This window comes from Massilia sp. HP4 (assembly GCF_005222695.1).
GTDB lineage: Bacteria > Pseudomonadota > Gammaproteobacteria > Burkholderiales > Burkholderiaceae_D > Telluria.
In genome coordinates, this window is sequence record NZ_STGG01000048.1 from 152,005 (window position 1) to 170,269 (window position 18,265).

An 18,265-nucleotide genomic window follows, 5' to 3' on the forward strand; every position below is an offset into this window, starting at 1 on the left:
GCGGTAGATGCTGCTGGTTGCGGCCCCAGTTTGTAGAAAGTTTGGACGCATCAGCCGGCTAATCCTTTAAAATTAGGTCGATTATAACCCTCTCTTTTTAAAAAGAATTCATTGATATGCGCGCCTCACGATTTTTTATTTCAACTCTTAAAGAAGCGCCTTCCGATGCCGAGATCGTCAGCCACAAGCTGATGATGCGCGCCGGGATGATCAAGCGCCTGGGTTCCGGCATCTACACCTATATGCCGGTCGGGTTGCGCGTCATCCGCAAGGTCGAGGCGATCGTCCGTGAAGAAATGAACCGTGCGGGCGCGATCGAACTCCTGATGCCGCTGGTGCAGCCGGCCGAACTGTGGCAAGAAACCGGGCGCTGGGACAAGATGGGCGATGAATTGATGCGCGTCAAAGACCGTCACGGCCGCGATTTCGCGATCCAGCCGACGTCCGAAGAAGTAGTTACCGACGTCGTGCGCAGCGAGATCAAGTCGTACCGCCAGTTGCCGGTCAACTTCTATCACATCCAGACCAAGTTCCGCGACGAGCGCCGTCCGCGTTTCGGCCTGATGCGCGGCCGCGAATTCACGATGAAGGATGCGTATTCCTTCGACCGCGACCTCGAAGGCATGCAGAAGTCCTACCAGACCATGTTCGACGCCTACACCCGGATCTTCAACCGCTTCGGCCTGAAGTTCCGCGCGGTGGCGGCCGACAACGGCGCCATCGGCGGCACCGGCTCGCATGAATTCCACGTCATCGCCAGCACCGGCGAAGACGCGCTGGTGTACTGCCCCGATTCCGACTACGCGGCCAATATGGAAGCGGCCGAAGCGGTCGCCACCGGCACCCGCGGCGCGGCGAGCCAGGCGCTGGCCAAGACCCCGACCCCGGGCAAGACCAAGTGCGAAAGCGTGGCCGAGTTCCTGAAGCTGCCGCTGTCGCAGACCGTCAAGACCATCGCCCTGACCGTCGAGAGCGAAGAAGGCAAGAAGAGCTTCTGGGTGCTGCTGCTGCGCGGCGACCATGAACTCAACGAGATCAAGGTATCGAAAGTGGCCGGCCTGAAGGACTTCCGTTTCTCGACCGAAGCCGAAATCCTCGAGGTGTTCGGCACCGTGCCGGGCTACCTGGGTCCGATCGATACCAAATTGCCGGTCAACGTGGTTGCCGACCGCACTGTCGCCAATATGGCCGATTTCGTGTGCGGCGCCAACGAGCTTGATGCCCACTACACCGGCGCCAACTGGGGCCGGGATTTGCCAGAACCAACGGTTGCCGACCTGCGCAATGTGGTCGAGGGCGACGCCTCGCCAGACGGCAAGGGCGTGCTGGCGATCGAGCGCGGCATCGAAGTGGGCCACGTGTTCCAGCTCGGCACCGCGTATTCCGAAGCGATGGGCGCGACCTTCCTCGACGAAGGCGGCCGTCCCGCACCGCTGCAGATGGGTTGCTACGGCATCGGCGTGACCCGCATCCTGGGTGCTGCGATCGAACAGAACTTCGACGACAAGGGCATCGTGTGGCCCGATTCGATCGCGCCGTTCGAGCTGGTGCTGTGCCCGATGGGCCTGGACCGCAGCGAGATGGTGAAAGAAGCCACCGAAAGGCTGTACGCCGACATGCAGGCGGCCGGCATCGACGTCATCGTCGACGACCGCGGCCTGCGTCCGGGTGCGATGTTCGCCGACTGGGAACTGATCGGCGTGCCGCACCGCGTCGTGATCGGCGAGCGCGGCCTGAAAGAAGGCAACCTTGAATATCAAGGCCGCCGCGACGAAGCGGCAAGCGCCGTCGCTGTGGCGGACATGGTCGCCTTCATCAAGGGCAAGCTGGGCAAGTGATGCGGATGCGCCTGGCCTCCCTGCTAGGAGGCGCCGTGCTCGCGTGCGCCTTCGGCCTGGGTGGGGGCGAGGCGTTCGCCGGCAACCAGAAAGAAGAAGCGCTGTCGGATTCGGTGCGCCTGGCCCTGGCCAACGCCATCGCCGACGCGCGTCCGCCGCGGCCGACCTTTCGCAACGAGGCGGCGCGGGTGCGCTATCACGGCTGGCTCGACGCCATGTCGGGCCGGCTCGTCAAGCGCATGCCCGACGTCCAGACCCGCACCGAGTTCCTCGAGACGGTCTGGTACGAATCGACCCGCGCCGGCCTCGATCCGGGGCTGGTGCTGGGCCTGATCCAGGTCGAATCGGCCTATCGCAAGTATGCGATCTCGATCGCGGGTGCGCGCGGCTATATGCAGGTGATGCCGTTCTGGACCAAGGTCATCGGCGACGGCGACCGCCGCCGCCTGTTCCATATGCAGACCAATCTGCGCTACGGCTGCGCGATCCTGCGCATGTATATCGACATGGAGCGCGGCGACCTGTACCTGGCGCTGGGCCGCTACAACGGCAGCCGCGGCAAGCCGAAGTACCCGAACGCGGTGCTGGCGGCGTGGAAGAAATGGGAATACAAGCACGGCATCTAACCCAAGCCTGCTGTACAAAACCCCAACATTTCAGTTCACCAACATGTCACGTTGACAGTGTAGACTTTCCGCTTTCCCAAGCAGAGGACTGCATGCGACCGACCACTCTTGCCTTCGCCGCACTGCTGGCGGCACTCGCCGGCTGCGCGACGCCGCCACCCGCGTCAAACCCATCCACCGCCGCCGCGCAAGGCGTCAACGCTGTCGACCAGCGCGCGAAGAACGTCATCTTCTTCCTGGGCGACGGCATGGGGATCAACACCCTGACCGCGGCGCGCATCTTCGCCGCCGGCGAAGACGGCGAGCTGGCGATCGACAAGCTGCCCGAGTCGGCCTTCGTAAAAACCTTCTCGAACGATGCGCAAGTGACCGACAGCGCGGCCTCGATGGCCGCCTACATGACCGGCGTGAAGCACAATAACGGCGTGGTCTCGATGTCCTTCGGCACCCGCTCGGTCGCGCCGGGCAAGGACGCCAACGGCAATGCCCTGGTCAGCCGCTGCGAAGGTGGTCACCAAGGCGGTACGGCCGCAGTCACCCTGCTCGAACTGGCCAGGCGCCGCGGCATGGCGGTCGGCGTGGTCACCAACACCAGCGTCACCGACGCCACCCCGGCCGCGACCTATGCCCACGCCTGCCACCGCAAGCTGGAAACCGATATCGCCGCCAGCCTGGTGCCGGGCGGCGCCGGCTACAACAAGGCGCTCGGCGAGCGTGGCCTGGACGTGCTGTTCGGCGGCGGCGCCCAGCACTTCACGCCATTCGCGAAGGGCGGCAAGCGCTTTGATAACCGCGACCTGCTGGCCGAGCTGCAGGCCAGGGGCTTGCGCGTGGTGAACGACACCGCGCAATTTGCGGCCCTGACCCCGGGCCAGCCGGCGGTCGGCCTGTTCGCCGCCAATCACATGGACTACGACGCCACCCGCGATCCGGCGCGCCAGCCGGCCCTGCCGGCGATGGCAGCCAAGGCGATCGAGCTGCTGGCGCCGAACAAGAACGGCTTCTTCCTGATGGTCGAGGGCGGCCTGATCGACCACGCCCTGCACGCCACCCTCGGCAAGCGTGCATTGCAAGAGACGGTCGTGTTCAACGCCGCGCTGCAGGCGGCGATCGAGCGCATGGAAGCGCTCGACCCGGGCTTGAAGAACACCCTGATCGTCGCCACCGCCGACCACGACCACACCCTGATCCTGAACGGCTACGCGGCCCGCACCGGCAAGACCACGCCGACCAATCCGGGCGTGCTCGGCCTGGTGCGCAACGCCGACGGCACCCCTAGCCTGGACGGCAAGGGCCAGCCCTACACCATCATCGGCTTCGGCACCGGCGAGCAGCGCCACGCGGGCGACCGCAGCGTGCACCTGACCGACGACGTCGTGACGCGCGACGACTACCACCAGGAAGCCGTGGTGCGCACCCGTACCGGCGCCGAGACCCATGGCGGCAGCGACGTCTACCTGGGTGCGACCGGCGCCAACGCCGAACTGTTCCGCGGAACCATCGACAACACCCGCGTGTTCAACCTGATCAAGACCGCCGCCGGCCTGTAGGCCGCGACCAGGAGCCACCATGACTTTCAAACGTTTTACCCCGCTGCTGCTGGCTGCTTGCTGCGCCGCTGCATTCACCACCCCCGCCGCCGCCCAGCAAAAAGCGAAGAACATCATCTTCTTCCTGGGCGACGGCATGGGCCCGACCGTGATCACCGCCGCCCGCATCCATCGCGGCGGCGAAGACAGCCTGCTGCACTTCGAGCGCCTGATGGAGCGCACCGCGCGCGTCAAGACCTATTCGCTCGACTACCAGACCACCGACAGCGCACCGTCGATGGGCGCCTACATGACCGGCGTGAAGATGAACAACGACGTCATCTCGCAAGCCGGCGCGCGGCCGATCGACCCGACGAAAGAGGGCGTCGACCAGTGCGGCCCGAACAACGGCACGCCGGCCGTGACGATCCTGGAGCTGGCCAAGGCCCAGGGCAAGGCCACCGGCGCCATCACCACCACCGAGCTGACCCACGCCACGCCGGCGTCGACCTTCGCGCATACCTGCAGCCGCGACGCGGTGTACACGATCGCGCAGCAGATCGTGCCCGGCGGCGCCGGCTACAATCCGGCACTGGGCGATGGCGTCGACGTGCTGATGGGCGGCGGGCGCAATCACTTCACCCCGCGTGACGCCGCCACCAATCCGAAGGGCCGCCCCGACGGGCGCGACCTGATGGCCGAATTCGCCGGCGCCGGCTACTATGTGGCCGGCACCCGCGCAGGCATGATGTCGGCCAGGGAAGGCCGCAAATTCGTCGGCATCTTCAGCGCCACCAGCCACCTCGACTACGCCTACCAGCGCCGTCCCGAGCAGCCGACCCTGGCCGAGATGACCGGCAAGGCGATCGACCTGCTGTCGAAGAACCCGAACGGCTTCTTCCTGATGGTCGAAGGCGGCAAGATCGACCACGCCCTGCACGACACCCGCGCCAAGCACGCGCTGGAAGAGACGGTGGCCTTCGACGACGCCCTGCAGCTGGCGATCGAGCGCATGCGCGTCATCGATCCGGGCTTGCAGAACACGCTGATCGTGCTGACAGCCGACCATGACCACACGATGCAGATCAACGGCTATCCGAAGCGCGGCAACCCGATCACGGACATCGTGCGCGACTATGCGTCGGGCGAGCCGAAGAAGGATGCGGACGGCAAGACCTTCACCACCCTGGTGTTCGGCAACGGCCCGAACCGTCCTGACGCGCGAACCGATGTCGACAGCGTGGTGGCGCAGAGCGACGACTACCACCAGGAAACCGGCGTGCACAAATCGTCGGAAACCCATGGCGGCGGCGACGTCAAGCTGTATGCGACCGGGGCTGGATCGGCGCCATTCAAGGGAACGATCGAGAATATCGGGGTATTTCACCTGATGAAAGCGGCCGCCGGTTTGTAACGGATCCGGATCGGAGTGCAGCTTCGATCCGAAAGGTCATTAACCAGTTGCCACTATTATTTACAGCTGAATAACAAAAAGCCCCGGGTTTGAAACCGGGGCTTTTTTTTAAGCTTGAAGCTTATTGAAATAGAGCCGTGGCTTATTTCAGGTGATCCGAAATGAGCTTGGTCATTTCGAACATCGAGACTTGTGCCTTGCCGCCGAAAACTGCTTTCAGCTTGTCGTCGGCATTGATCATGCGGCGATTCGCTGCGTCTTGCAGGTCTTTCGACTTGATGTAATCCCAGACCTTCTTGGTCACTTCAGTACGCGGCAGCGGCTTGTCGCCGACGACGGCGGCCAGCGTGGCGGACGGGGTCATGGCTTTCATGAAAGCAGCATTTGGCTTGCGCGCCGCTGCCGGCTTGTCGGCCGACTTAGCTGCTGGTGCTGCCTTTTTTGCTGCCGGCTTGGCCGCTGCAGCAGGCTTGGCAGCGGCTTTTTTTGCTGGCGCTGCAGTGGTTTTTTTGGCTGTTGCCATCTTCGAGCCTCCTAAAACGAACACGTGGAAAAGTGCGTAATTTATCGCACGCCTATATTGGTAGCGTTTTACAGTTCGTGCAAGCCTTTTTCAAAACTTTTTCACTCGTAAAACCCCTCGAATGGGCGTTATCGCACACAACAACGCATGAGAACGAAAATTCGCTGACACGAAACGAAAAAAAACCGCGCAAAGCGAAACTTTGCGCGGTCTCTATCGATCGACATGCAGATTAACGCATGCCCGGCATCATGCCCTTCATCCCGCGCATCATCTTCATCAGGCCGCCGCCTTTGAGTTTTTTCATCATGGTCTGCATCTGGTCGTACTGGTTCAGCATGCGGTTAACTTCTTGCACCTGGACGCCGGCGCCGGCCGCGATGCGGCGCTTGCGGTTGGCCTTGATCAGCTCGGGTTTGGCGCGTTCGAGCGGGGTCATCGAATCGATGATGCCCACCATGCGCTGCACCGATTTTTCGGCCTGGCCCATATTGGCGCCGGCCGCCGCCTGCTGGAACTGGGCCGGCAGTTTGTCCATCAGGCCGGCCATGCCGCCCATTTTCTTCATTTGCGTGAGCTGGGCCTTGAAGTCGTTCATGTCGAAACGACCGCCGACCTTGATCTTGTTGGCCAGTTCGGCCGCCGCCTCGGCATCGACGCCCTTGCGCGCTTCTTCGACCAGCGCCAGGATGTCGCCCATGCCCAGCACGCGGTTGGCCATGCGGGCAGGATCGAAGGCTTCCAGGCCGTCGAGTTTTTCGGACACGCCGGCGAACTTGATCGGCTTGCCGGTCACATGGCGCACCGACAGCGCCGCACCGCCGCGCGAATCGCCATCGAGCTTGGTCAGCACGATGCCGGTCAGGGGCAGGGCGTCGTTGAAGGCCTTGGCGGTATTGATCGCATCCTGGCCCAGCATGGCGTCGACCACGAACAGGGTTTCGACCGGATTCACGGCGCCGTGCACGGCGGCGATCTCTTGCATCATCGCCTCGTCGATGCCCAGCCGGCCGGCGGTGTCGATGATCAGGACGTCGTGGTAGTGCTTCTTGGCCCAGTCGAGCGCGTTGCGGGCGATGTCGACCGGCTTGTCGCTGGCGGTACTAGGGAAGAAGTCGGCGCCGACCTGCCTGGTGACGGATTCGAGCTGGGCGATCGCGGCGGGACGATAGACGTCGGCCGAGACGGTCAGGACCTTTTTCTTTTTCTGTTCCTTGAGGTACTTGGCGAGCTTGCCGGTGGTGGTGGTCTTGCCCACCCCCTGCAGGCCGGCCATCAGGATGATCGCGGGCGGCTGCTGGGCGAAGGAGAGTTGGGTTGCCTCGGGGCCGAGGTCGGCGCCCATCAGGGCGGCCAGCTCTTTCTGCACCACGCCGACCAGGGCCTGGCCGGGCGACAGCGAGCCGACGACTTCTTCGCCCAGGGCTTTTTCCTTGACCTTGGCGATGAATTCGCGCACCGCCGGCAGCGCCACGTCGGCCTCGAGCAGGGCCATGCGCACTTCGCGCAGCATTTCCGCGGTGTTCGCCTCGGTCAGGCGGGCCTCGCCGCGCATGGTCTTGACGACCTTGGCAAGGCGTTGGGTGAGGTTATCTAGCATGTCTACCTAATAGAAATAAGCGCAATTCAGGCTTGGCGCAGGTCGCCAACGCATCATTTTACCTTGCAGCGCCGTCCCGCTGCATACCCCATCGCGCCGAACCCGGCCTGTCCCATCCATTTTTCGCCAACGCTGTCGCCTTTTGGCATACCGCAAACACGAGCCGCCCCCGCCATGGTGTATTGCCTACTCGCCTTTCCCGCGAGCATTAATCCTAACAATCGAGCCAGGAGAAATAGTTATGAGGCAGGTGTTTGGCAAGACATTGGTCGCGCTCACGCTCGTGACGGTGGGCGGTACTTCCGCAGCCCAGGACGTCGTGCGCCTGGGGAATCTCAAACTGGCCCACTTCGGCGCGGTGTCCTATATCAAGGAAATCGCGCCGGGCTGCGGCATCCGGGTCGAGGAAAAGATGTTCGCCAAGGGCCTGGACATCATGCAGGCCATCATCGCCGGCGAACTCGACGTGGGCGCTACCGCATCCGAAGCCGCGATCCAGGGCCGCGCCGGCGGCGCCCAGGTCGTGGTGGTGGCCGGCTTCGCGCGCGGCGGGGCGCGGCTGGTGGCGCGGCCCGACTTGCGCATCTCGTCCATCCTCCAGCTCAAGGGCAAAAGGGTAGGTGTCACCCGCGGCGGCATCCAGGAAGTGCTGCTGATGGCCGAGCTGGCGCGCAATCGCCTGAGCGCCGACACCACCGGCCGCAAGGACGTGCAACTGGTCTACCTGTCCTATCCCGAGCTGAACCAGGCGCTGCTGGGCCGGCACATCGACGCCATGATGCAGTCCGAGCCGCAATCGTCGCAGGCGATCAATATGGGCTTCGGGATGGAAGTCATGAAGCCCTACGGGACGCCGATCGGCGAACCGGTGCGGACCATGGTCATGACCTAGAAGTTCTACCGCGAGCGCCGGCCGGTGGCCGAGAAGTTCATGCGCTGCTTCGTCCAGGCCACGCGCACCTTCATCGACCGCCCCGACATCGCCGAGCACTACGTGCGCCAGTCGATGTTCCGGGGCCAGATCACGGTCGCGGACTTTCGCGCCGCGATGGCCAACTCGCCGTATTCCTACGACATCACGCCCCAGCATATCCAGGTCACCACCGACGTCATGGCGCAGACCGGGGTAGGGCGGATGGCGCGTCCGCCGCTGGCCAGCGACTGGGTCCGCACCGACCTGCTGGCCGCGGCCAAGAAAAGCCTGAACATCCAATGAGGGACAATGACCATGGAACGCATTGAACGACGCAAGACGCCGCGCCGCAAAGCCATCCGGTGGAACGATGCGGCCACCGGCCTGGTGGTGCCGGTGCTGGCCATCGCCCTCTGGCAATGGGTGGCGGCCAGCGGCCTGGTCGACCGCCAGGTGCTGCCGGCGCCGCTGGACGTGTGGCGCAAATGGGTCGCCTACCTGCTGCCGCTCGAGCCGTTCGCCCAGTATGGCGATGGCGGCTGGATCAAGTGGGCATTGTCCGGCGAGCTGCCGCTTGACATCGTCGCCAGCCTGTACCGGGTGGTGGTGGGCTTCGCCATCGGCGCCGGGCTGGCGCTGCCGCTCGGGCTGGCGATGGGGGCCAGCGGGCGCGTCCACGCCTGGATGAATCCCCTGGTGCAGGTGCTGCGGCCGATCCCGCCGATCGCCTACATCCCGCTGGCGATGCTGTGGTTCGGGCTGGGCAATCCGCCGGCGGTGTTCCTGATCGCGATCGGCGCCTTCTTTCCAGTCTTGATGAACACCATCGCCGGCGTGCGCCAGGTCGACGGCATCTACCTGCGTGCGGCCCACAACCTGGGGGCCGGCAAGCTGACGATCTTCATGCGCGTGATCCTGCCGGCGGCGGTGCCCTACATCCTGTCCGGCGTGCGGATCGGGATCGGCACCGCCTTCATCGTCGTGATCGTGGCCGAGATGATCGCCGTGAACAGCGGCCTGGGGTTCCGCATCTCGGAGGCACGCGAGTACTTCTGGTCCGACAAGGTCATCGCCGGGATGATCAGCATCGGCGTGCTGGGGCTGGTGATCGACATCGGCGTGAATCGGTTGAACAATTATTTGCTGCGCTGGCACCGCGGCCTGGAGCACTGACATGAGCGACATCCATATCCGTATCGAAGGCGTCAATAAAGTGTTCGGCGGCGAGGGCCGCGAAGTGGTGGCCCTGCAGGGCATCGACCTGGCGCTCGAGCGCGGGCAGTTCACCTGCCTGCTCGGGCCGTCCGGCTGCGGCAAATCGACCCTGCTCAACGCGGTGGCCGGCTTCGCGCCGCCGTCCAGCGGGGCGATCCTGGTCGATGGCCGCCCGGTGACCGGGCCGGGGCCGCAGCGCGGCATGGTGTTCCAGGAATACGCGCTGTTTCCCTGGATGACGGTCGAGCAGAACATCCGCTTCGGCCTCGAGATCAAGCGCATGCGCGGGCCGGAGATCGACCGCCGGGTCGACGAGCTGCTGCGGCTGCTGTCGCTGGCCGATTTCCGCGCCCGCTACCCGAAAGACCTGTCCGGCGGCATGCGCCAGCGGGTGGCGATCGCGCGCGTGCTGGCGCTCGATTCGCCGATCCTGTTGATGGACGAACCGTTCGGCGCGCTCGACGCGCTCACCCGGCGCAACCTGCAAGACGAACTGCTGCGCCTGTGGGCCGAGCTCGAGAAGACGATCCTGTTCGTCACCCACAGCATCGAAGAAGCGATCTATCTCGCCGACCGCATCGTCGTGATGACCTACCGGCCGGGGACGATCAAGCGCGATGTGGTGCTCGAGCTCGAGCGTCCGCGCGATCCGGCCGCGCCTGGATTCAACCTGCTCAAGCGTGAGCTCGGGTTGATGGTGATGGAAGAGCAGGAGCGGCATCACAACGATGAGTTGCGGATGGCGGCGGTCGATTGAACATCCGACATATATATATGTTCGTCGGACGTGGCCATCGGCGGGGTGGGGGCTTCCCCCCGGCTCGCGCCGATGGTGTAGACTCTTATTATGCAGAATTCCCTCTTCCTTGCCGCTGCCTTCCTGTACGCGGTATGCGCCCTGCTGCCATCGCGGCTGGGTGCCGTCATCTCGGGCGTGACCGCCGGGGCCTGGGCCCTGCATGGCGTCGCGCTGGGCATGGACGTGATGGTGCCGGGACGGCTGCGGGTCGGTTTCGCCATCATGATTTCCAGCGCCTTGTGGGTGTCGGTGGCCGCCTACTGGGCCGAGAACCGTAACTTTGCCCTCGACAGCCTGCGCCGCCTGGTGATGCCGTTCGCGGCGGCGGCCACCCTGCTGCCGCTGCTGTTCCCGGGCACCCTGACGCCGCTGGCCGGCAAGAGCGCCGCCTTCGGCTGGCATATCGCGGTCGCGGTGCTGGCCTACAGCACCCTGACCATCGCCGCGTTCCACGCCGTGCTGATGGCACTGCAAGAGACGCGGCTGCACACCCGCACCGCCGGTGGCGGCTGGTTTGGCTCCGCGCTCGACCAGCTCCCGGCGTTGCTCACCATGGAAAAACTGTTGTTCCGTGTGATCTGGATCGGCTTCGTCTTGCTCAGCCTGACGGTATTGTCGGGCTTCGTGTTCTCCGAACAGGTGTTCGGCCGGCCGCTGCTGCTCGACCACAAGAGCGTGTTCGCGCTGCTCTCGTGGGCGCTGTTCGCGGCGCTGCTGGCCGGGCGCAGGTGGCAGGGCTGGCGCGGCAAGACCGCGCTGCGCTTCACGCTGGCAGGCTTCGCCACCCTGGCGCTGGCCTACGTCGGCAGCCGCTTCGTGCTCGAAGTCGTCCTGCACCGGGGAGTCTACTGATATGCGTATCTTGTTCTGGATTGCCCTCATCGTCCTCATCGTCTTCGCCGCGCGCAGCAAGCTGCGCGCGATGGTCAAGAAGCATGGGGTTCCGCCCAACGCCGCACGTGGTCCTGCCGCCCCGGCCGCCCAGATCGAGGCCATGGCCCAGTGCGCGCACTGCGGCATGTACTTCCCGGCGTCCGAATCGGTGAAGGCCGACGGCCTCGATTACTGCTCGCCAGGCCACGTACGCCTGCCGCCACCCAAGGCGTGACGACGGCTTCCAGGGGCCTCTCGATGGGAGCGCGGGTCACCTTGTGGCGTTCGCTCCAGACCTTCACCGTCACCCGCATCGTCATCGCGCTGGTGCTGCTGCTGTACCTGGGCGTCGACCTGGAAAGCGGGCAGTTGCGGCCCGACCCGGTCAATACTGAGACCTGCGTCTTCTATGTGGTGGCGGCGGCGCTGTTCGCGCTGGCGGCGCGCTGGCAGCGCCGCTTCCTGATCCAGCTCGGGGTGCAGATCGCGGTCGACCTGCTGGTGATCTCGCTCTTGTACCTGGCGGCGGGCGGCATGCGCAGCGGCCTGGGCATCCTGTACCTGTTCCCGCTGGCCGGCGCCGCGATCCTGGCGCCGCTGGTGCTGGCGCTGTTCTCGGCGGCGGTCGCGACCCTGTTCCTGCTCGGCCTGAACCTCTGGCAACTGGTGGTCGAGGGTCGCGACCCGCCGCTGATGCAGGCCGGCCTGTTCGGCGCCGCCTTCTTCGCCGGCGTGCTGATGGTCAATCGCCTCGCGGCGCGCCTGCTCAAGCAAGAAGAACTGGCGGCCCAGCGCGGCGCCGACCTGCGCATCCAGCAGGCGATCAATGAGATCGTGATCGCCGACGTCGGCGACGGCATCCTGGTGGTGGGGGAGGACGGCGCCGTCTTCACCGGCAACCCGGCCGCGCGCCGCATGCTGGGCCTGCAGGCTGACGCCGGTTTCCTGCTGCACGCCGTGCCGGCCTTCGAGCCGGTGGCGCTGGCCTTCGACGCCTGGCGCACCGCACCCGACAACGACAAGGGATTCGTCACCCTCAAGCCCTACCGCGAAGGCGATGGCGCTGGCGATGGCGACGCTGAAATTCGCGGCCGGCGCGACCAGCCGGTGCACCTCAAATTGCGCTTCGCGCGGGTGGCCGATGGCAGCGAAGCCGCCGGCCGCAGCGTGATCTTCATGCAGGACGTGAGCGCCATCGAGAACCAGGCGCAGCAACTCAAGCTGGCTTCGATGGGCCGCCTGACCGCCAGCATCGCGCACGAGGTGCGTAACCCGCTGTCGGCGATCGGCCACGCGACGGCGCTGCTGGCCGAAGACCTGCACGGCCCGGCCGAGGTGCGCCTGCTGAAGATCGTGGGCGACAACGTCACGCGCGTGAACCGCATGGTCGAAGACATCCTGCAGCTGTCGCGCAAGGCCCAACCGAACGGCGAACCGGTGGCGCTGGCCGCCTTTCTCGATGAGCTCAAGGCCGAGTTCTGCGAAATCCACGGTCTGGCCAGTGATATAGTCTATATGGGCGATCCGGGCGGCAGCGCGGTGCGCTTCGACCCGCTGCACCTGCACGAGGTGCTGCTCAACCTGCTGAACAACGCGGTGCGCTATGCCAGCCGCCAGCCGGCCAGCATCCGCATCTTCCCGGCGCGCGACGCCGCCGGGCGGCGCGAGCTGCACGTGCAGGACGACGGCCCCGGCATCACGCCAGAAGTGCGCGACCACCTGTTCGAGCCCTTCTATACTACGTCGAGCAAGGGAACCGGCCTGGGACTCTACCTGGCGCGCGAACTGTGCCTGAACAACGATGCGAAACTCGATTATGAATACCGGTTCGATCCGTCCGCGCTGGGGCCGCGCAAGGCCAGCGGCCGCTTTGTCATCACCTTCGCGCTCGAGTAAGCCATGAGCGCGCCCCGCATCCTGGTGCTCGACGACGAAGCCGACCTGCGCGAGCTGCTCGAGATCACCCTGCTCAAGATGGGCCTGGACGTCGACAGCGCGGCCACCCTGCGCCAGGCGCGCAGCCTGTTTGAACAGCATGACTACGCCCTGGTGCTGACCGATATGCGCCTGCCGGACGGCCTGGGGCTGGAGCTGGTGCGCGAGATCGCCGCCTCGGGCAAGGGCACGCCGGTGGCGGTGATCACCGCCTACGGCAGCGCCGAGAACGCGGTGGTGGCGCTCAAGGCCGGCGCTTTCGATTACATCGCCAAGCCGGTGGCGCTCGATGCGCTGCGCGTGATGGTGCGCTCGGCCTTGAAACTGTCCGAAAATGGAGGCGGAGCGGCTGATGGTGGGGCAATTGCGTCGCGCATGATCGGCCATTCGCCGGCGATGCAGTCGCTGCGCGCGCAGATCGCGCGCCTGGCGCGCTCGATGGCGCCCATCTCGATCACGGGCGAATCCGGCAGCGGCAAGGAACTGGCCGCGCGCGAGATCCATGCCCAGAGTTCGCGCGCTTCGAAACCGTTCGTGGCGGTGAACTGCGGCGCGATCCCCGAAACCCTGATGGAGGCCGAGTTCTTCGGCTACCGCAAGGGCGCCTTTACCGGCGCCGCCGAGGAGCGCGACGGCTTCTTCCAGGCCGCCAATGGCGGCACCCTGATGCTGGACGAAGTGGCGGACTTGCCGCTGGCGATGCAGGTCAAGCTGCTGCGCGCGATCCAGGAGCGGCGCGTGCGCAAGATTGGCGCCACGGGCGAGGAACCGGTCGACGTGCGCATCATCAGCGCCACCCACCAGGACCTGGCGCGCTGCGTCGAAACCGGCAAGTTCAGGCAGGACCTGTTCTATCGCCTGAACGTGATCGAGCTGGCGCTGCCGCCGCTGCGCGAGCGGCTGGACGACCTGGCCCTGCTGGCGAACGGCATCCTGGACCGGCTGGCCGGGCCTGGCCAGGCCTCGCTCGGGCCGGGCGTGCTGGACGCCCTGAAGGCATATTCCTTCCCCGGCAATGTGCGCGAGCTGGAGAACGTGCTTGAGCGGGCGCTGGCGTTTGCCAACGATGGCGTGATCCAGGTCGGCGATTTGTCGCTCAAGGCGGCGCGGCCGGTGGAAGCAGGGCGGAGCGAGACGATGACGCCTGCCGCGGCGCCGGCGCCGGTCCCGCCACCGGTGGAAGTGGTGCAGACGCCGCCGCCCAGGCCGATGGCCGCCCCGGTCGCCCTCGGCCCCGCCGAACTGCCGAGCAACCTGCCCGAATACCTGGAGCAGGTCGAACGCGACATCATCGGACGCGCGCTGCAGCAGACCCAGTTCAACCGCACCCAGGCGGCGAGCCTGCTCGGGATCAGCGTGCGCCAGCTGCGCTACCAGATGCAGAAATTGGACATCTGCGCGCCGGACGATTGAGCGTCCACCGGCACAATCGGTTGCCAATTCATGTTACTTTGCGGTAATTATTTTGGTGCATAATGCGCCTTGGCGGAGCATGGTTGCCCTCTTTTGACTAGCGCGTAAGCAGCCGATTTGGTGCAGATTTTTCTGATGTTAGTGTTCGCTCACCGCGTGCCCCCCTTCTTTTGTGCGGCGTGGAAATGTCAAGACTGCGCACGCCAAAAAACAAAAAAAATGGCCATTTATTAGCTTGCCTCGATCGCAAGCGAGGTACTACAATTAGTCTCATATCAAAGCTCGGCACTAGATGTAGTGGTAGTGGATCGAAAGACACTAGGTTTCTGGCCAGCGGCGAGTTGTCCGCATGTTGTCCACAAGTTGCCCACAAATTTGTTCAGCGACTTGTCTATTAAGCAGCTGCTGACAAGCTTTATTTAATTATTCTTACCCTGCTTCTCTGGTTTGCCAGCATCGGCCACCGGCTGGCGGGGATTTGTTTTGCTTTAATTTTTGTTGACGGACCATGGCGCCAGCCGCCACCCGGTCCTCGTGTACAAAGGCGGTCCGACCGCTCATCCTGGAGGCTCAATGCAAACAGCACAGAACATCTCGATCAACCAACACGTCACCCCAGGATCGGCGTCGACGGGCCAAACCCCGGCCGAGATCGTCGCGCGCGGCGATTACCGCGTCATCCGCCGCAACGGCGCCGTCGTCGCTTTCGAGCCGAACAAGATCTCGGTCGCGATGACCAAGGCCTTCCTGGCGATCGCCGGCGGCCAGGGCGCGGTCTCGGCGCGCATCCGCGAACTGGTGGAACAGCTGACCGGTAACGTCGTGGCCGCGCTGGTGCGCCGCCAGCCAAACGGCGGCACCTTCCACATCGAAGACGTGCAGGACCAGGTCGAGCTGTCGCTGATGCGTTCGGGCGAACACGACGTCGCCCGTGAATACGTGCTGTACCGCGCCAAGCGCATGGACGAGCGCCGCGCCGCCAAGGAAGCGCAAGGTGGCGCCCCGGTCGCCGCGCCGCAGATCCACGTGGTCGACGGCGGCGCGCGCCGCCTGCTGGACATCAATGACGTCCACGCCCTGGTCAATGCCGCCTGCTCGGGCCTGGAAAAGCACGTCGACGCCGACGCGATCGTCGCCGAGACCCTGAAAAACCTGTACGACGGCGTGCCGGTCGAAGAGCTGTACAAGTCCGCCATCCTGGCTGCCCGCGCGCTGATGGAAAAGGACCCGGCCTACAGCCAGGTGACCGCCCGCATCCTGCTGCATACCATCCGCAAGGAAGTCTTCGAACACGAAGTGCCGCAAGCCGGCGCCGCCGCCGAATACCTGACCTACTTCCCGCAATACATCGCCAAGGGCATCAAGAACGAGCTGCTGGACGAAGAGCTGGGCAAGTACGACCTCGAGCGCCTGGCCAAGGCCATCGTCGCCGACCGCGACCTGCAGTTCGGCTACATCGGCCTGCAGACCCTGTACGACCGCTACTTCCTGCACGTGCGCGACGTGCGCATCGAAATGCCGCAGGCCTTCTACATGCGTGTCGCGATGGGCCTGGCCCTGCGCGAAGACGACCGCGAAGCGCGCGCCATCGAGTTCTACAACCTGCTGTCGTCGTTCGACTTCATGAGCTCGACCCCGACCCTGTTCAACTCGGGCACCCGCCGCTCGCAGCTGTCGTCGTGCTACCTGACCACCGTCGGCGACGACCTGGAAGGCATCTACGACGCCATCAAGGAAAACGCACTGCTGTCGAAGTTCGCCGGTGGCCTGGGCAATGACTGGACGCCAGTGCGCGCGCTGGGTTCGCGCATCAAGGGCACCAACGGCCGTTCGCAGGGCGTGGTCCCGTTCCTGAAAGTGGTCAACGACACCGCCGTGGCGGTGAACCAGGGCGGCAAGCGCAAGGGCGCGGTCTGCGCCTACCTGGAAACCTGGCACCTGGACATCGAAGAATTCCTGGACCTGCGCAAGAACACCGGCGACGACCGCCGCCGCACCCACGACATGAACACCGCGAACTGGATTCCCGACCTGTTCATGAAGCGCGTGATGGAAAAGGGCGCCTGGACCCTGTTCTCGCCATCCGAGACGCCAGACCTGCACGACCTGACCGGCAAGGCCTTCGAAAAAGCCTATCTGGCCTATGAAGCCAAGGCGGCCAACGGCGAAATGGCGGTCTTCAAGAAGATCGAAGCCATGGACCTGTGGCGCAAGATGCTGTCGATGCTGTTCGAGACCGGCCACCCATGGATCACCTTCAAGGACCCATGCAATATCCGTTCGCCGCAGCAGCACGTGGGCGTGGTGCACTCGTCGAACCTGTGCACCGAGATCACCCTGAACACCAGCGCCGACGAAATCGCCGTCTGCAACCTGGGCTCGGTGAACCTGCCGCAGCACATGAAGGGCGATGGCCTGGACCACGTCAAGCTGCAAAAGACCATCCGCACCGCGATGCGCATGCTGGACAACGTCATCGACATCAACTACTACGCCGTCGATAAAGCGCGCAATTCGAACCTGCGCCACCGTCCGGTGGGCATGGGCGTCATGGGCCACCAGGACTGCCTGCACATGATGCGCATCCCGTTCGCGTCGGAGCAAGCCGTCAAGTTCGCCGACACCTCGATGGAAGCGGTCTGCTACTACGCCTACCTGGCCTCGACCGAGCTGGCCGAAGAGCGCGGCCGCTACGACACCTACACCGGTTCGCTGTGGGACCGCGGCATCCTGCCGCAGGATTCGATCAAGCTGCTGGCCGAAGAACGCGGCGGCTACCTGGAGCAGGACACCAGCGAATCGATGGACTGGACCCCGGTGCGCGAGCGCATCAAGCAGTTCGGCATGCGTAACTCGAACTGCGTGGCGATCGCTCCGACCGCGACCATCTCGAACATCATCGGCGTGTCGGCCTGCATCGAGCCGACCTTCCAGAACCTGTACGTGAAGTCGAACCTGTCGGGCGAATTCACCGAGATCAACGCCTACCTGGTGCGCGACCTGAAGGCACGCGACCTGTGGGACGAAGTCATGATCGCCGACCTGAAGTACTTCGACGGTTCGCTGTCCAAGATCGACCGCGTGCCGCAAGACCTGCGCGACATCTACGCAACTGCCTTCGAAGTCGAGCCGAAGTGGCTGGTGGAAGCCGCCTCGCGCCGCCAGAAGTGGATCGACCAGGCCCAATCGCTGAACATCTACATGGCCGGCGCCTCGGGCAAGAAACTGGACGAGACCTATAAACTGGCATGGCTGCGTGGCCTGAAGACCACCTACTACCTGCGCACCATCGCCGCGACCCACCTGGAGAAGTCGACCACCCGTACCGGCGCCCTGAACGCCGTGCCGGTCTCGGGCGGCCTGCAGGCAGGTCATGCAGCACCGGCCGCCGCCGCGCCAGTCGCAGCAGCAGCAGCAGCGGCAGCAGCGACCGCTGCGGAAGCCGACGGCGCCGCCTGCTACCTGCGTCCGGGCGACGACGGTTTCGAGGAATGCGAAGCCTGCCAGTAATGCTGTAACCGGGTGCGGGCCGACCAGAAGGTCGGCCCGCACCATCCATCATCGATATCAACACACCATGTGACCTC

General features: G+C 64.8%; 13 protein-coding genes and 1 pseudogene. 12 read left to right on the forward strand and 2 right to left on the reverse strand.

The window, feature by feature from the left end; genetic code table 11:
• Nucleotides 1–116 precede the first annotated feature (116 nt).
• The 4 genes from E8M83_RS18445 (at nt 117) to E8M83_RS18460 (ending at nt 5,407) form a co-directional block, all read left to right on the forward strand.
• Nucleotides 117–1,838: a proline--tRNA ligase gene (locus E8M83_RS18445; RefSeq protein WP_137174814.1), complete on the forward strand. Its 1,722-nt coding sequence runs from the start codon at nt 117–119 to the stop codon at nt 1,836–1,838.
• A gap of 5 nt (nt 1,839–1,843) precedes the next feature.
• Nucleotides 1,844–2,464, forward strand: a complete 621-nt coding sequence (locus tag E8M83_RS18450) for a lytic transglycosylase domain-containing protein (RefSeq protein WP_373995061.1) — start codon at nt 1,844–1,846, stop codon at nt 2,462–2,464.
• 92 nt (nt 2,465–2,556) lie between these two features.
• Nucleotides 2,557–4,014, forward strand: coding sequence for an alkaline phosphatase (locus E8M83_RS18455; protein ID WP_137174815.1), 1,458 nt, complete (start codon nt 2,557–2,559; stop codon nt 4,012–4,014).
• A gap of 19 nt (nt 4,015–4,033) precedes the next feature.
• The gene (locus E8M83_RS18460; protein WP_137174816.1) at nt 4,034–5,407 is read left to right on the forward strand and encodes an alkaline phosphatase; all 1,374 of its coding nucleotides are present in this window, start codon (nt 4,034–4,036) and stop codon (nt 5,405–5,407) included.
• A 142-nt stretch (nt 5,408–5,549) separates the two neighbouring features.
• On the opposite strand, the gene E8M83_RS18465 is transcribed toward E8M83_RS18460, so the two are convergent.
• Together E8M83_RS18465 and ffh are read right to left on the reverse strand one after the other, a co-directional pair.
• Nucleotides 5,550–5,930 carry an SWIB/MDM2 domain-containing protein gene (locus E8M83_RS18465; protein ID WP_005665240.1) on the reverse strand — a complete coding sequence of 127 codons (381 nt, stop codon included), beginning with the start codon at nt 5,928–5,930 and terminating at the stop codon, nt 5,550–5,552.
• 232 nt (nt 5,931–6,162) lie between these two features.
• Nucleotides 6,163–7,530, reverse strand: coding sequence for a signal recognition particle protein (ffh, locus tag E8M83_RS18470; RefSeq protein ID WP_137174817.1), 1,368 nt, complete (start codon nt 7,528–7,530; stop codon nt 6,163–6,165).
• A gap of 241 nt (nt 7,531–7,771) precedes the next feature.
• On the opposite strand from ffh, the pseudogene E8M83_RS18475 reads away from it, so the two are divergent.
• From E8M83_RS18475 to E8M83_RS18510, 8 genes and pseudogenes are all read left to right on the forward strand, one after another.
• A pseudogene (locus E8M83_RS18475) lies at nt 7,772–8,746 on the forward strand (ABC transporter substrate-binding protein).
• A gap of 12 nt (nt 8,747–8,758) precedes the next feature.
• The gene (locus E8M83_RS18480; RefSeq protein ID WP_170976855.1) at nt 8,759–9,616 is read left to right on the forward strand and encodes an ABC transporter permease; all 858 of its coding nucleotides are present in this window, start codon (nt 8,759–8,761) and stop codon (nt 9,614–9,616) included.
• Nucleotide 9,617: 1 nt separating this feature from the next.
• A complete protein-coding gene (locus E8M83_RS18485) occupies nt 9,618–10,415 on the forward strand; it encodes an ABC transporter ATP-binding protein (RefSeq protein WP_137174818.1) in 798 nt (265 codons plus the stop codon).
• 90 nt (nt 10,416–10,505) lie between these two features.
• On the forward strand, nt 10,506–11,309 hold the full coding sequence (locus E8M83_RS18490) for an inner membrane protein YpjD (protein ID WP_137174819.1): 804 nt from the start codon (nt 10,506–10,508) through the stop codon (nt 11,307–11,309).
• 1 nt (nt 11,310) lies between these two features.
• Nucleotides 11,311–11,565, forward strand: coding sequence for a PP0621 family protein (locus E8M83_RS18495; RefSeq protein WP_137174820.1), 255 nt, complete (start codon nt 11,311–11,313; stop codon nt 11,563–11,565).
• Between the two features lie 23 nt (nt 11,566–11,588).
• Nucleotides 11,589–13,226, forward strand: coding sequence for a nitrogen regulation protein NR(II) (locus E8M83_RS18500; protein WP_137174821.1), 1,638 nt, complete (start codon nt 11,589–11,591; stop codon nt 13,224–13,226).
• Nucleotides 13,227–13,229: 3 nt separating this feature from the next.
• Nucleotides 13,230–14,678, forward strand: coding sequence for a sigma-54 dependent transcriptional regulator (locus E8M83_RS18505; protein ID WP_137174822.1), 1,449 nt, complete (start codon nt 13,230–13,232; stop codon nt 14,676–14,678).
• A gap of 573 nt (nt 14,679–15,251) precedes the next feature.
• Complete coding sequence (locus E8M83_RS18510) at nt 15,252–18,188, forward strand: ribonucleoside-diphosphate reductase subunit alpha (protein WP_137174823.1); 2,937 nt, start codon at nt 15,252–15,254, stop codon at nt 18,186–18,188.
• The last annotated feature ends 77 nt before the right edge of the window (nt 18,189–18,265 follow it).